The organism is Cryobacterium sp. TMT3-29-2, from assembly GCF_004564305.1.
In the GTDB taxonomy this organism is placed as follows: domain Bacteria; phylum Actinomycetota; class Actinomycetes; order Actinomycetales; family Microbacteriaceae; genus Cryobacterium; species Cryobacterium sinapicolor.
In genome coordinates this window covers 1-14,540 of sequence record NZ_SOGK01000025.1, presented here as the reverse complement: position 1 = coordinate 14,540, position 14,540 = coordinate 1, and the positions used below count along the sequence as shown (strand labels likewise).

Annotated in this window: 15 protein-coding genes; 14 read left to right on the top strand and 1 reads right to left on the bottom strand. The window is 67.8% G+C overall.

All coding sequences use genetic code 11. The features are described 5' to 3' along the window. The first annotated feature begins 98 nt into the window (after window positions 1-98). From idi to E3O67_RS03135, 8 genes are read left to right on the top strand one after another with little or no spacing between them, the layout of a single operon-like run. Window positions 99-638: an isopentenyl-diphosphate Delta-isomerase gene (idi, locus tag E3O67_RS03170; RefSeq protein ID WP_134432359.1), complete on the top strand. Its 540-nt coding sequence runs from the start codon at window positions 99-101 to the stop codon at window positions 636-638. Further along, complete coding sequence (locus E3O67_RS03165) at window positions 631-1,674, top strand: polyprenyl synthetase family protein (RefSeq protein WP_135101850.1); 1,044 nt, start codon at window positions 631-633, stop codon at window positions 1,672-1,674. The genes idi and E3O67_RS03165 overlap by 8 nt, the downstream gene beginning before the upstream one ends. Further along, window positions 1,671-2,564 carry a squalene/phytoene synthase family protein gene (locus E3O67_RS03160; RefSeq protein WP_135101848.1) on the top strand — a complete coding sequence of 298 codons (894 nt, stop codon included), beginning with the start codon at window positions 1,671-1,673 and terminating at the stop codon, window positions 2,562-2,564. Before E3O67_RS03165 ends, E3O67_RS03160 begins: the two co-directional genes overlap by 4 nt. Further along, on the top strand, window positions 2,561-4,165 hold the full coding sequence (gene crtI, locus E3O67_RS03155; RefSeq protein WP_135101846.1) for a phytoene desaturase family protein: 1,605 nt from the start codon (window positions 2,561-2,563) through the stop codon (window positions 4,163-4,165). The genes E3O67_RS03160 and crtI overlap by 4 nt, the downstream gene beginning before the upstream one ends. 30 nt (window positions 4,166-4,195) lie before the next feature. Then, window positions 4,196-4,555, top strand: coding sequence for a lycopene cyclase domain-containing protein (locus tag E3O67_RS03150; RefSeq protein ID WP_134432367.1), 360 nt, complete (start codon window positions 4,196-4,198; stop codon window positions 4,553-4,555). Then, window positions 4,552-4,860, top strand: a complete 309-nt coding sequence (locus E3O67_RS03145; protein WP_134432369.1) for a lycopene cyclase domain-containing protein — start codon at window positions 4,552-4,554, stop codon at window positions 4,858-4,860. The genes E3O67_RS03150 and E3O67_RS03145 overlap by 4 nt, the downstream gene beginning before the upstream one ends. After that, window positions 4,853-5,755, top strand: a complete 903-nt coding sequence (locus tag E3O67_RS03140; RefSeq protein WP_135101844.1) for a prenyltransferase — start codon at window positions 4,853-4,855, stop codon at window positions 5,753-5,755. The genes E3O67_RS03145 and E3O67_RS03140 overlap by 8 nt, the downstream gene beginning before the upstream one ends. A 40-nt stretch (window positions 5,756-5,795) precedes the next feature. After that, window positions 5,796-6,197, top strand: coding sequence for an RNA-binding S4 domain-containing protein (locus tag E3O67_RS03135; protein ID WP_134432373.1), 402 nt, complete (start codon window positions 5,796-5,798; stop codon window positions 6,195-6,197). A 447-nt stretch (window positions 6,198-6,644) separates the two neighbouring features. Here the strand turns inward: E3O67_RS03135 and E3O67_RS03130 are convergent, their stop codons facing one another. After that, window positions 6,645-8,084 carry a lipase maturation factor family protein gene (locus E3O67_RS03130; protein WP_135101842.1) on the bottom strand — a complete coding sequence of 480 codons (1,440 nt, stop codon included), beginning with the start codon at window positions 8,082-8,084 and terminating at the stop codon, window positions 6,645-6,647. Window positions 8,085-8,231: 147 nt separating this feature from the next. Here E3O67_RS03130 and E3O67_RS03125 point away from each other — a divergent pair, with 147 nt between their 5' ends. From E3O67_RS03125 to E3O67_RS03100, 6 genes are all read left to right on the top strand, one after another. Continuing rightward, window positions 8,232-9,332: a LacI family DNA-binding transcriptional regulator gene (locus E3O67_RS03125; RefSeq protein ID WP_134432377.1), complete on the top strand. Its 1,101-nt coding sequence runs from the start codon at window positions 8,232-8,234 to the stop codon at window positions 9,330-9,332. 162 nt (window positions 9,333-9,494) lie between these two features. Further along, entirely contained in the window at window positions 9,495-10,781 is a 1,287-nt protein-coding gene (locus E3O67_RS03120) for an ABC transporter substrate-binding protein (RefSeq protein WP_135101858.1), read from the top strand. 3 nt (window positions 10,782-10,784) lie between these two features. After that, window positions 10,785-11,741 (top strand): carbohydrate ABC transporter permease, encoded by a 957-nt coding sequence (locus E3O67_RS03115; RefSeq protein ID WP_135101840.1) that lies wholly within the window; start codon window positions 10,785-10,787, stop codon window positions 11,739-11,741. Next, on the top strand, window positions 11,738-12,571 hold the full coding sequence (locus E3O67_RS03110; RefSeq protein ID WP_134432381.1) for a carbohydrate ABC transporter permease: 834 nt from the start codon (window positions 11,738-11,740) through the stop codon (window positions 12,569-12,571). The genes E3O67_RS03115 and E3O67_RS03110 overlap by 4 nt, the downstream gene beginning before the upstream one ends. 2 nt (window positions 12,572-12,573) lie before the next feature. After that, complete coding sequence (locus tag E3O67_RS03105; protein WP_198417210.1) at window positions 12,574-13,644, top strand: glycosidase; 1,071 nt, start codon at window positions 12,574-12,576, stop codon at window positions 13,642-13,644. A gap of 330 nt (window positions 13,645-13,974) precedes the next feature. Further along, window positions 13,975-14,367 (top strand): hypothetical protein, encoded by a 393-nt coding sequence (locus tag E3O67_RS03100; protein WP_135101839.1) that lies wholly within the window; start codon window positions 13,975-13,977, stop codon window positions 14,365-14,367. Window positions 14,368-14,540: the final 173 nt, after the last annotated feature.

The following is a 14,540-nucleotide window of genomic DNA, read 5'->3' as shown; positions in this document are numbered from 1 at the left end:
GAACGGTTCGGACAGGGCCCCGTGATAGCCTCGAATTTAGCTAATAAGGTTAGGTACTTTTTCGAGTATCTTGACTGAATCACCCGAAGGGATGGCTAATGCGGCCGGTCGAAGTGCTTGAAGAACTCGTGGTCCTGCTGGACGAGTCCGGCCGCGAAATCGGCACGGCCCCGAAGCTCAGCGTTCACGATACGGACACCGCGCTTCACCTCGCTTTCTCCTGCCACGTGCTCAACCCGGCCGGCGAGGTTCTCGTCACCCGGCGTGCCCTGTCGAAGAAGACCTGGCCGGGCGTCTGGACCAACTCCTTCTGCGGACACCCGCTGCCGGGCGAGGAGTTCCAGGCCGCCATCGAACGACGTGCGCTATTCGAGCTCGGACTCCGGATTGCGAACCTCACCGTCACCCTGCCGGACTTCCGCTACCGTGCCGTCGACAGCAGCGGGATCGTCGAGAACGAGATCTGCCCCGTCTACCTGGCCCGGGCCACCGCCGACCCCGTGCCCAACCCGGACGAGGTCATGGAGTTCGCCTGGGTCGAGCCGGCCGCCCTGCAGCGCTCGGTGCGGGACTCCCCGTGGGCCTTCAGCCCCTGGCTGGGGCTGCAGCTCAAGGAATTGACCAGCTTCAATGCATGAAATCCAGACACTCGGGGTGGGGACGGAGTTGCAGCGTTTCTTCGCTGCCGCCCGCCTGCGGGCCAGTGACTACGGAGATCACTATGTCGCGCTCTGGGACTCCCTCGAGCAGGCCAGCAGCGGCGGCAAACGCGTTCGCCCGGCGCTGGTCCTGGCTGCGTTCACCGGCCTCGGCGGCACCGATCTCACCCTGGCCACCCCGGTCGCGGTCAGCTTCGAGCTGCTGCACACTGCCTTCGTGATCCACGACGACGTGATCGACCACGATCTCGCCCGCCGCGGCGTGGCCAACATCGCCGGGCGGTTCGCCGAACGGGCCCTCTCCCACGGCGCCGGCGACCAGGCCGGGGCGTGGGCCGCGACGGCCGCGATCCTGGCCGGCGACCTCGCACTGAGCGAAGCCCACCGCGCCCTCGCGATGCTGCCGGTCGAGCTCGAACTGCGCGGCCGACTGCTGGATCTCCTCGACCGCGCCGTGTTCATCTCGGCCGCCGGGGAACTGGCCGACGTCACCAACGCCGCCTCAAAGCATCCGCTTACAGTGGCCCAGGTCGTCTCCACCCTGGAGCAGAAGACCGCGGTCTACTCGTTCGAGGCTCCTCTGCAGGCCGGAGCCATCCTGGCCGGCGGCTCAGACGAGGTGATCGGCGTGCTCGGCGCCTACGGCCGCCTGATCGGCGTGGCCTTCCAGCTGACCGACGACATCCTCGGCGTGTTCGGCGACCCCGAGAAGACCGGGAAGAGCGTGCTCACCGACCTCCGGGAGGGCAAGCAGACCACCCTGATCGCCCACGCCGGCACCACGACCGGCTGGCCCGAGATCGCTCCATACATCGGCAAGGCCGACCTCACCGAGGTGGAGGCGGCAACCGCGCGCGACCTGCTGCGGGCCTGCGGCGCCCTGCAGGCAGCGGATGAACTGGCCACCGACCACCTCAATCGCGCCGTGGCCGCGCTCGACACCGCCGCCGTGCCGGACCCCCTGCGCGAGATGCTCACCACCCTGGCCGCCACGGCCGTGAATCGCAGCCGATGAACCGCGACCGCCCCGCCGCCCACACCGGCATCGCGAAGTACAACGCCGCAGCCCGCGCCAGCTCCGCCACGGTCATCGGCCACTACTCCACCTCGTTCGGCCTCGCCGCCCGGCTCCTCGAGCCGCGCGTGCGCAGCCAGGTGCGCACCATCTACGCCCTGGTGCGGGTTGCCGACGAGATCGTGGACGGCGCCGCCAGCCAGGCCGGCGTGAGCGTGGCCGGCCAGCGCGACCTGCTGGACGCCCTCGAACGGGAGACCGCTCAGGCGATGGGGTCGGGCTTCAGCACCAACCTGGTCGTGCACGCTTTCGCGGCGACCGCCGGGGAAGCCGGAATCGACACCAGCCTGACCGCACCCTTCTTCGCCTCGATGCGCCGGGACCTCGACCCGTCGCCGTTCGACGCGGCGGGCGTGGCCGAGTACATCTACGGTTCGGCCGAGGTGGTCGGGCTGATGTGTCTGCGCTGCTTCGTGCAGGACACGCCCCGCACCACGGACGAGCTTCAGGTGCTGGAGACCGGCGCCCGGAGCCTCGGCGCGGCCTTCCAAAAGGTCAACTTCCTGCGCGACCTCGCGGCCGACCGGGACGCTCTCGGCCGCAACTACTTTCCCGGCGTGAACCTGCTGACCATGACCGAGGAACAGAAGAACGAACTCCTCGACGACATGGACGCCGACCTCGAAGCGGCCGCCCGCGTGTTGCCCATGCTCCCGGTGGGGAGCCGCCGCGCGGTCACCGCCGCACACCACCTCTTCGCCCGCCTGTCGGCGAAGCTGCGAGCCACCCCCGCACGAGCATTGATGAGCGCCCGGGTACGGGTGCCGGATCCGGAGAAAATCATGATTGCACTCACCGCATCGTTCGGACCGGGAGCGTGGAAGCGTTGAGCACCCCCGCCACGCACACCGTCGTCATCGGCGGCGGCATCGCCGGGCTGGCCAGCGCCGCCCTGCTGGCGCGCGACGGCCACCAGGTCACCCTGCTGGAGAAGCACGCCACCCTCGGCGGCCGTGCCGGCTACTGGGAGGTCGACGGGTTCCGGTTCGAGACGGGGCCGTCGTGGTACCTGATGCCACAGGTGTTCGACCACTTCTACCGTTTGTTCGGCACGTCCTCCGCGGAGCAGCTCGAGCTGACCCGCCTCGACCCGGGCTACCGGGTGTTCTTCGAGGGCATGAAGGAGCCGGTGGACATCGCGGCCGAGCGGGCCGACAACATCCGTCTGTTCGAAAGCCTCGAACCCGGTGCGGGCGCCGCCCTCGACCGCTACCTCGACTCGGCAAAAGAGACGTACGACATGGCCGTCAGACGGTTCCTGTACACGAGCTTCGCCTCCTTCAAGCCGCTGCTGGTGCCGGATGTCCTGAAGCGGCTGGGCCGGCTGGCCCGGCTGCTGCTGCAGCCGCTGGACAAGTTCGTGGCCGGCTATGTGAAGGACCACCGGCTTCGCCAGATCCTCGGCTATCCGGCCGTGTTCCTCGGCTCCTCCCCCGACCAGACTCCGTCGATGTACCACCTGATGAGCCACCTCGACATGGCCGACGGCGTGCTCTACCCGCAGGGCGGGTTCACCCGGCTGATCGACAGCATCGCGGACCTCGCGAAGGCGCAGGGCGTGACCGTGATCACCGAGGCGACCGTCACCGCCATCCACACCACCCCAGGCGCCTCGACCGCCGTCGCCGGCGTCAGCTACCGCACTGTCGACGGCACCATGGTCACCCTCGACGCCGACGCGATCGTCTCGGCCGCCGACCTGCACCACACGGAGACCGAGCTGCTGCCGGCATCCGCGCAGACCTACCCGGAGCGCTGGTGGCAGAAGCGCGTCTCCGGTCCGGGCGCCGTGCTCGTGCTGCTCGGCATCAAGGGAGACCTGCCCACGCTGGCTCACCACAGCCTGTTCTTCACGAAGGACTGGGCCGAGAACTTCGGCCGCATCTTCGGCAAGACGACCAGCGTGCCCTCCCCGGCCTCCTTCTATGCCTGCATGCCCAGTGCCACCGACCCGGGCGTCGCCCCCGACGGCCACACGAACATGTTCCTGCTGGTGCCGATTCCCGCTGACCCGGGCCTCGGCCGCGGCGGCATCAACGGCCAGGGCTCGGCCGCGATCGAGAAGATCGCCGACGACACCATCGCGCAGCTCAGCGCCTGGGCCGGCATCCCCGACCTCGCCGAGCGGATCGTGGTGCGGCGCACCGTGGGGCCCGGCGACTTCGCCGACGACCTCAACTCCTGGCGGGGCGGGGCCCTCGGCCCGGCGCACACCCTGCGGCAGAGCGCGTTCCTCCGCGGCTCGAACGCCTCGGCGAAGGTCGACGGCCTGTACTACGCCGGCGGAACCACGATTCCGGGCATCGGTCTGCCGATGTGTCTGATCAGCGCCGAGATTCTCCTGAAGCGCATCAACGGCGACACGTCCACGGGACCACTGGCGGAACCGCTGCCGAACTCCGTGCGCACACCGTTGCCGGAAGCCCAGTGACTCCGGTAGCACCGTGATTCTGGTATCACGGTGACGTTCGCGTATCTGCTGACGCTGCTCATGAGCCTGGGGGCGATGGTTCTCCTCGACCATCGCTTCCGGCTCTTCTTCTGGCGGAGCCCGGGGCGGGCAGCCGTCGTGCTCGGCGCCGGGCTCGTATACTTCCTGGTCTGGGACCTGTTCGGCATCGGCCTGGGCATCTTCTACCGCGGCGAGACGACCCTGATGACGGGCCTGGTGTTAGCCCCGGAACTGCCCGTGGAGGAATTCTTCTTCCTCACCTTTCTCTGCTACCTCACCATGAACGCCGTGCAGGGGGCGCACCTACTGCTCGCCACCCGGGCCGCACGTGCCGGCCGGGCCGGCCTCGATGACGGGAGCGACGGATGACGTACCTGCTCTTGAACACCGTCTTCCTCGTGCTCGCCGCGGCCGTGTTCCTCGTGGCCGTGCGCCGCGGCCGGCTCTCCCGGAGCCGCATCATCGCCGCCGGAATCGCCCTCGCCGCCGTGCTCGTGCTCACGGCCGTTTTCGACAGCATTATGATCGGGGTCGGACTGGTCGACTACGACCCGACGCGCATCTTCGGGCTGCGGATCGGCCTGGCCCCGATCGAAGACTTCGCCTACCCCGTTGGGGCAGCGCTCCTGCTGCCCGCGCTCTGGGCCCTGCTGGAAAGAAAACCGAATGACTGAGACCCGCACCCCGCCGTTCTGGAAGACCCGGCAGGTCCTGCTCTCGTCGAGGCCGCTGAGCTGGATCAACACGGCATTCCCGTTCGCCGCCGCGTATGTCGTGACGACCGGCCGGGTGGACGCCCTGCTGGTCGTGGGCACCCTCTTCTTCCTGATCCCCTACAACCTGCTGATGTACGGCATCAACGATGTCTTCGACTACGAGTCCGACCTGCGCAACCCGCGCAAGGGCGGGATCGAGGGAGCCATGCTCGACCCGGGTCTGCACCGCACGGTGCTCGTCTCCGGGATCGTGACGGCCGTGCCCATACTGGTTGCGATGCTCGTGCTGGCCGGCCCGGAGCATCCGTGGTCGTGGTTCATCCTGGCCGTGAGCCTATTCGCCGTGGCCGCGTACTCCGTTCCCGGACTGCGGTTCAAGGAACGCCCGATCGTGGACTCGATCACCTCGAGCACGCACTTCGTCAGCCCCGCCGTCTACGGTCTCGCTGTGGCCGGCGCCGTCGTGACGCCCAGCCTGGTGGCCCTGCTCGCGGCCTTCTTCCTCTGGGGCATGGCCAGCCACGCGTTCGGCGCTGTGCAGGATGTCGTGCCGGACCGGGAGGGCGGCATCTCCTCGATCGCGACCGCGCTCGGCGCGGCGCGCACCGTTCGTCTGGCACTCACGTTCTGGGCCCTGGCCGGGGTGCTCATGCTGTTCACCGGCTGGCCCGGACTGCTGGCCTCGGTACTCGCAGTGCCCTACATTCTGGCGGCCTGGCCGTTCCGGTCGGTCTCTGACGAGCAGGCCGAGACCGCGAACGCCGGCTGGAAGCGTTTTCTCTGGCTGAACTTCCTGACCGGCTTCCTGGTGACCATGCTGCTGATCGCCTGGGTGATGCTCGGGCCGTTCTAGCCTGCTGACCCGTCCCGCCTGCGGGCCGTAGAGTCGAGGGATGGAACCGTTGAACTCCGCCCGCGTCGACAGCTGGACCTGGGCCGTGCGGATGTTCAAGACCCGTTCCCAGGCCACGGCTGCCTGCCGGGCCGGCCATGTGAAGGTGAACGGCGAGCGGGCCAAATCCGCGCAGACCGTGCGGATCGGCGACGAGGTGCGGGTGCGGATCAGCGGTTTCGACCGCATCCTGGTCGTGTCGAAGATCATGGTCAAGCGGGTCAGCGCACCGGTCGCGGCGGAGTGCTTCATCGACACGACTCCCCCGCCGCCCCCGCGTGAGGAGGTGGCGCTGCTCCCGATGCGGGACCGCGGCGCCGGCCGTCCCACCAAGCGCGAACGCCGCGAGATCGACAGACTCCGGGCGCCCGAGGCGTTGCCGCCGGACCCCGACGACGAGTAGCCGGGGTGCGTCCCGACATCCGTGGGCCAGTTCTAGCCGCCGACGTGCGCGCATGACTCCGTGGGCCAGTTCTAGCCGCCGACGTGCGCGCATGACTCCGTGCCGGTGCCATCGGAGTCCCCCGACTTCCGGGCCCAACACGGCCTCCGTCGGCGAATTGCAGGAATCATGCCCGAGGCGGGGCTCCACCCTGACCGGGTCTCCGGAGGCGGCCGCAAGTGCCGCCGGATGGGCAGCTCTCGCGCGGTCCGGGCATCCAGCACGCGCTCCCGGGCGCCGCCCGAACGAATTCGACGGAGATTGTGTCCGAAACGGGACAGAACAGCCCGGAAACCGGCTTTTTCCCTAAAATCTCCGTCGAAGTGGTGAGGCGGCGGGAGCGGCACGGGCCGGAGAGCGCGGCGCCCCGCCGCCAGCCCGTTGGGACCGGCTTCGACCACAGTGACGTCAGGCACGGGACCTCCAGGACAGGGTGATCGGGGCCACGAGCAGTCCGACCTCCGACCTGACCCACCACTCGCCGGTCTCACGGCGTTCGGTAGGGGTGGAGAAGCGGTAGCGGTAGACCCGGGCGCGCACGTAGCGGGGCGGGGCCTGCGGGAACGGGTTGACCCGCAGCATCCGGAGCATGGGCCGGTCGCCCTCGAGGAGGCGGGCCAGGAACATCTCGAACCACCGGGTGTCGCGTGCGCCGAGGGCCAGGAACCACATCAGCCAGTCCAGCCGCAGGTGGTACGGCGCGAATTGGCGGGGCCGGTGCTCGGGGTCGCCGGGCTTTCCGCGGAACTCGTAGGCGCGCCAGCCCGTTTCGTCGGCCGGGTCGGCGGCGTCGCTGCCCTCGATGACCACCTCGTGGCGCTGACGGGTGACCGTGCCGAAGGCTCCGTAGGCGTTCACCAGGTGGTAGCGGTTGAAGCTCGCGTTCATCAGCTGCCGGCGGGCGAACAGGTTGCGCAGCGGCCAGTAGCTGAGTATGACGAGCAGGACCGTGGCCAAGCTGACCACGATCACGAACCAGAGCGGGTCATCCGGCGACGCCGTCTCGGTCCGCAACCACGGCAGCAATGCGCGGAGCGTGACGTCGTCGACGGCGGAGAAGGCCAGCACGATGGTGATCCAGTTCAGCCAGGCGAAGTTGCCGGTGAGCACCAGCCAGAACTGGCTCAACATCACGATCAGGGCCGCGACGGATGCGACGGGCTGAGGTGCGAACAGGAAGAACGGCACGACCAACTGCGCGAAGTGGTTGCCGATGACCTCACCACGGTGGAACCACCGGGGCAGGTGGTGCGCGAACCAGCTGAGCGGGTTCGGCATCGGCTGGGTCTCGTGGTGGTAGTACAGCGCGGTCAGGTCCCGCCACTCCCGGCCGCCGCGGATCTTGATCAGCCCGGCGCCGAATTCCAGCCGGAAGAGCAGCCAGCGACAGAACAGGATCACGAAAATGGGTGGGGCCACCTGATCGGAGCCGAGGAAAGCCACGACGAAACCGGCCTCGAGCAGCAGGCTCTCCCAGCCGAAGGAGTAGAAAGTTTGGCCGACATTGACGATCGAGAGGTACCCCACGAAGAGCAGGAGGAAGGCGACCATCGGTAGCCAGGGTGGCCCGAGCTGCGGCAGCCCGGCCGCGAGGGCCGCCGCCACGGCGGCGCCGGCCCAGGCCAGGACGCGGAGCATCCGGTCGGAGTAATGCCAGTGGAAGACGCTGGGCGACTCGCGAAACCGCACGTGGGCGACGAACCGGGCCACCGGAAGCAGGCCGTGGTCGCCGAGGAGCACGGGAAACTGGTTGAGTGCCGAGACGAAGGCGATCAGGTAGCAGGCTGCCACCCCGCGCTGCAGCACCTGCCGCGCGATCTCGTAGTCTCCGGCCCCGAACCAGTCCATTTGCACACAATCTAGGCCTCCCTCGGCCTGCGTTCAATCGACAGGCGATCAATCGACGAGGGCACCTTGACGGGGGGAACTAAACCGGTATAGCCTTTCTAAACCGGTTCAGGTTTGGTCGGCTGTATACGAGGAGGCCCAGTGAACATGCCTGTGATCATTCCTGCCGGCACCACGGCTAACCCCCGCGCAAAGACCAGCGGCAAGTCCAGCGCGAAGTCTGCCGCGAATCCCCCGAAAGTCACCATCGAGGTGGTCGCGAAGCGGGCCGGCGTCAGTAAAGGCCTCGTCTCCTTCGCCCTCAACAACCGCCCCGGCGTCGCGCCCGAGACCCGGGTGCGCATTCTGCAGGTCGCCAAGGAGCTGGGCTGGAAGCCCTCGCTCCGCGCCCGATCGCTCTCCACCCAGCGGTCCTACGCCCTCGGCCTGGTCATCGCCCGCAACCCGGACGTGCTCGCGTCCGACCCGTTCTTTCCCTCCTTCATCGCGGGCGTCGAGAGCATCCTCGCGCCGGAGGGTCGCGCGCTGGTGCTCAGCGTCGTTCCCGACGAAGAGACGGAGCTGAGGACCTACCGCTCACTCGTGGCCGACGGCCGCGTCGACGGAGTCTTCCTCAGCGACCTCCGGCACGGCGATCCGCGCATCCCGCTCCTCGCCGGCCTCGGCCTGCCGGCGGTCACGCTCGGGCGCCCCGACGGACCCAGCCCTTTTCCCGCGGTGACCGTGGACGACACACCGGGCGTGATGGCATCCGTTGCCCACCTCGTCGCCCTCGGCCACCGGCGCATCGCGCACGTCGCGGGTAGCTCGACCCTGCTGCACGGCAGCCGCCGGAGCGGGGCCTTCACCAGCGCCCTGCGCGAGGCAGGCCTGCCGGAGGGGCAGACCGTGGAGACCGATTTCTCCGTCGCGGCCGGATCGGACGCCACCCGGCGCCTGCTGACCCAGGACACGCCCCCGACGGCGATCGTCTACGCCAACGACCCGATGGCCATCGCCGGCCTGGGTATGGCGCACGAACTGGGCGTGCGGGTTCCCGACGATCTCTCGATCACGGGCTACGACGACATCGACTTCTGCCGTTACGTCTACCCGCCCCTGACGACCGTCAGCGCCGCACCGATGGTGTGGGGCCGCGCGGCGGCAAGCACGCTGCTGGCCCTGATGGAGAACGGCTCGGCGAACGACGTGGATCTCCCGGCGGCCCGGCTCGTGATCCGCGGTTCGACCGCACCGTCCCGCGGCTGACACCGAGCAGCTGACGCAGAAGCGGGACCTGACAAGGAACGGCTCGTACACAGCGAACACAGCGAACACAGCGAACACAGCGAACACAGCGAACACACAAGATTACCGCAGCAAAGCTGCTGCGGGTTTTGAGAAATGGAGCAACACATGCACAGCAATGGAATGGCCAGGCGGATTCTCACCGTCACGGCGGCATCCGCCACCGTGGCCCTGGCACTGAGCGCCTGCGCGTCCGGGGGAACGACAGGCGACACGGCCACCAGTCGGGGGCCGATCACGATCTGGTACTCGAACAACGAGACCGAGATCGCCTGGGGCAAGCAGATGGTGGAAGCCTGGAACGCCGAAAACCCGGATGAGACGGTGAAGGCTCAGGAGATCCCGGCAGGCAAGAGCAGCGAGGAAGTCATCGGCGCAGCCATCACAGCCGGCAACGCCCCCTGCCTCGTGTTCAACACGGCCCCGGTGGCGGTACCGCAGTTCGAGAAGCAGGGTGGTCTCGTCGACCTGTCCGGCTTCGAGGACGGCGCCGCCTACATCGAGGCACGCAGCGGCGACACGGCGGAGCAGTATCAGGGCGCGGACGGGAAGTACTTCCAGATGCCGTGGAAGTCCAACCCCGTGATGATCTTCTACAACAAGGACATGTTCGCCGCCGCCGGACTCGACGCCGAGAACCCGCAGCTGTCCACCTACGACGAGTTCCTCGCCACCTCGCGCACCCTCGTCGAGAGCGGCGCCGCGCCGAACGCAATTTACCCGGCCCCGACCAGCCAATTCTTCCAGAGCTGGTTCGACTTCTACCCGCTGTACGCCGCCGAGACCGGCGGAGCGCAGCTGGTCGAAGACAGCGCGGCCACCTTCAACACCGAGGACGGCGCGAAGGTCGCGGAGTTCTGGAAGACCCTGTACGCCGAGGGTCTCGCCGGCAAGGAGCAGTATCAGGGTGACTCGTTCGCCGACGGTCAGGCCGCGATGTCCATCGTCGGCCCGTGGGCCGTGTCGGTCTACAAGGACGCCGTGAACTGGGGTGCGGTCCCCGTTCCCACCAGCGAGGGCACGCCGGCCGAGGAAACCTACACGTTCAGCGACGCGAAGAACGTCGGAATGTTCACGGCCTGCGAGAATCAGGCCACCGCCTGGGACGTGCTGAAGTTCGCCACCAGCGAGGACCAGGACGGACAGCTCCTCGAGCTGACCGGCCAGATGCCGCTCCGCGAGGACCTCCCCACGGTGTACCCGGAGTACTTCGCGGCCAACCCGGCCTACGAGCAGTTCGGCGACCAGGCATCCCGCATGGTCGAGGTTCCCAACGTCCCCAGCTCGGTTGCCATGTGGCAGACCTTCCGCGACGCGTACACGAAATCGGTCATCACCGGCGAGGGCGACGTGCTGGCCGCTCTTGATGCCGCCGCCGAGAAGATCAACACGCTGATCGCCAAGCCGTAACGGATGTCTCAGTCAACCGCGAGTCGGACCGCCGCCGGGAGGAGCACCACTCCTCCCGGCGGGGGCCCCCGCCGGAGCAAACGCCCCCTCCTGGGCAAGAATCCGTTCGGCCTCCTGCTCAGCGCTCCGTACCTGGTCTTCGTACTGGCGGTCTTCGCCTATCCGCTGGTCTTCGCCTTCTGGATGTCGTTCCACGACTACTTCTTCGCCGCCCCCGGCGCCGACGTCGACCGGCCCTTCGTCGGCCTGGACAATTTTCGGGAAGTGCTGGCCGACCCGGCCATCATCCGTTCGTTCGGCAACGTGGGGATCTTCCTGCTGATCAACGTGCCGCTCACGGTCATCCTCTCGCTCGTGCTCGCCACCGCCCTGAACAAGGCCGTGCGGTTCCGCACCTTCCTGCGCGTGGCGTACTACGTGCCGTATGTGACCGCGAGCGTCGCGGTCGTCGGCGTCTGGATCTTCCTGTTCAGCGGCAACGGCCTTGTGAACCAGATTCTCGGCCCACTCGCCCCCAATCCGGCGTGGCTGATCAACGAGGACTGGGCCATGCCCACCATCGCGATCTTCGTCACCTGGAAGGGCCTCGGATTTTTCATCCTGCTCTACCTGGCCGCCCTGCAAAACGTCTCGGAGGAGCTCTATGAGGCCGCTTCGACGGACGGCGCCGGCAAGATCCGCAGCTTCTTCTCCGTCACCGTGCCGGGTGTGCGCCCGGCGACCGTGCTCGTGATGCTGCTCTCGACGGTCACCGGCGCCAACCTTTTCACGGAGCCGTACCTGCTCACCGGCGGCGGCGGTCCGAACGGGGCGTCCTCATCGCCCGTGCTGATGATGTACCAGCGCGGGATCGAACAGGGATCGCCCGACACGGCGGCTGCGATCGGCGTCATCCTCGTGATCGGAGTTCTCATCCTCGCGTTCATCCAGCGCAAGCTTGCGGGCGGTGACGAATCATGAGCCGCGGGCAGAATATCCTGCGGGGCGTGGTGCTCACGGTCGGGGCTCTCGTGTTCCTGTTCCCGTTCTATTACATGGTCATCGGTTCGCTGCAGGAGGAACCGGACCCGACCGTCGCCGGCGCGTTCCCGAACCCCGCGAATCTGACGCTCGACAACTACGGTGACATCAACAGCCGGATCAACCTTCTTCAGGGGTTGCTCAACTCGGGGATCTTCACCGGTGGCGTCATCCTCTGCACCGTGATTTTCGGTGTCCTGGTGGGCTACGCCCTCGCCCAGCTGCAGTGGCGCGGACGTGGGGTCACCTTCGCTCTCGCCCTGCTCGTACAGGTCGTGCCGTTCCAGCTGCTGATGATCCCGCTCTACGTGATGATCGCCCGGGACTATGGGCTGGCCGACAACTACCTGGGCATGATCCTGCCGTTCGCCATCAACTCGACGGCCGTGATCATCTTCCGGCAGTACTTCCTTCAGATTCCGAAGGAACTGTTCGACGCCGCCCGCATCGACGGCGCAGGCGAACTGCGGATCCTGCGGCGAATCGCCTTACCTCTCGTGCGGCCGGCCCTGCTGACCGTCGTACTGCTGACCTTCATCGGTCCGTGGAACGAGTTCCTCTGGCCGTTCCTGATCACCAAGGAGGCGTCCCTCCAGCCGCTCGCCGTATCACTCGCCAACTATCTCAGCAACATCGCCGCCACCGCGGCAAACCCGTTCGGGGCGGTCCTCGCCGGGGCCTGCGTCCTGGCCGGCCCTGCTGTGATCCTGTTCATCCTCTTCCAACGACACTTCGTGTCGAACAATATCGGCTCCGGCGTGAAAGGTTAGAAATGCCCAACCCCAGTGAATTCCCGTACACCCTGACCCGAATGGGCGTCATCATGACGCCCGAACCGGGCAACGACCTCGAGGCCGAAGGCGTGCTGAACCCTGGCACCGGGCACTCCGCCGACGGAACGCTATATCTCCTCCCCCGTCTGGTCGCCACCGGCAACGTCTCCCGCGTCGGACTCGCGAAGGTCATCATCACCGACGGCGTGCCCACGGGCGTCGAACGCGAGGGCGTGGTACTCGAGCCGGACCGCGGCTGGGAGCGCGGAGCGAACAACGCCGGGGTCGAAGACCCCCGGATCACCTTCGTGCCCCGACTGGGCCTGCACGTGATGACCTACGTCGCATACGGCCCGCTCGGCCCGCGTACGGCCGTTGCCGTGTCTTCGGACCTGCGCGAGTGGCGCCGGCTCGGCCCGGCGCTGTTCACCTTCGACGACGCGCTGGACATGGACCTGAACCTGTTCCACAACAAGGACACCGTGTTCTTCCCGGAGCCCGTCGCCGGACCCGGTGGCGTCGAGAGTTTCGCCGTGCTGCACCGGCCGATGTGGGATCTGGACGAGGTCAAGCCGGGTGAGGGCATCCGTGTTCCCGCGGGCGTCACCGACACTCGCCAGAGCATCTGGATCAGCTACGTGCCGGTCGCGGATGTGCTGGCCGACATTACCAAGCTCGTACTCTGGAGCGGGCACCGCTTCCTCGCGGGGCCGGAGTTCGCGTTCGAGGAGTTGAAGATCGGCGGCGGCCCGGCCCCGCTGCGGGTGCCGGAGGGCTGGCTCCTGATGCACCATGGCGTCACCGGAACCATCGACGGCGCGTTCTCGCAGCAGCAGAAGGTGAACTACGCGGCCGGCGCGATGATTCTGGATGCGGACGACCCGACGATTGTTCTTCAGCGCACGTCGGAGCCGCTGCTCCAGGCGGAGACACCCGACGAAATCAGCGGTATCGTGCCGAACGTGGTGTTCCCGACCGCGATCGAGGAGATCGCGGGGCAGCTGTTCGTGTTCTACGGCATGGCCGACTCGAAGATCGGGGTGGCACGGCTGGATCGCGTGGCCGCGTAGGGGCTTTTCACTCTCCCGGTGGGTGGTGGTTTCGTCGGGGTCATCCCCGGGGAGGCCGCCTTCCCCCTTCCCGCCCCGATGGTCAAGCCGGTGGCGACGCCCCTCCTGGGCTCCTCGAGTGCCGACCTTGCGGTCCTACCGACGCCGAGGCGCCGGCCGGTCAGAAGCGAATAGCCTCCGCCCGCCGCCTCCTTGACCCGGACGCCGCGGGGCTCGGCCAGATCGATACCGCCGTGACAATCGAGAGGCTCGCGGCGACACTCGAAGCCCTCCTGGCAGAGGTGTCGTCGCTGAATGCCGACTAGATCTTCACACGGACGCGACGGATGCGTGACGGGCTCGACGAGGCCGGCATCGCCGCCTGCGAAAAGCAGGCCTACGGCGAACACGGGCCGGCCGAACCCGCCGCGCACGGGGCAGATCGAGGGCAACCCGGTTCCGATCTCGCTGGAAACAATCGACCGGATCCTGGGTGCAACCGGCATCCGCGCCACCACGTTCGACACCGTCGGTCAGATCGTCAACGTCGGCCTCGACGAACGACCCTTCACCGATGCACAGCGGGCCGCGATGGCCGTGCGTGACGGCGGATGCCTGTGGCTCGACTGCGACCGAGCACCGGCCGGTATAGGTCGACTCGGAACAGACGCTGATCGCACCGCCGAGCAAGAGGGCTGGGCTGTGCCTCCGGGTCTCGACGGACTGGACACAGGCGGTGCCTGAATCCGCGGGTAGAAGCCACCGCCGACCGAGATTCTCCTGCGCCAGCCCCGGATTGGCGCGCGCAACTGCTGCAAATTCTGACCGATGTGCCCGATTCAGCCGAAACGGCCCCGCGGCAAATTGCAGGAGTTCTGGACGAGGCGGGCACTCGGGCGCATGACCCGGTCACCCTG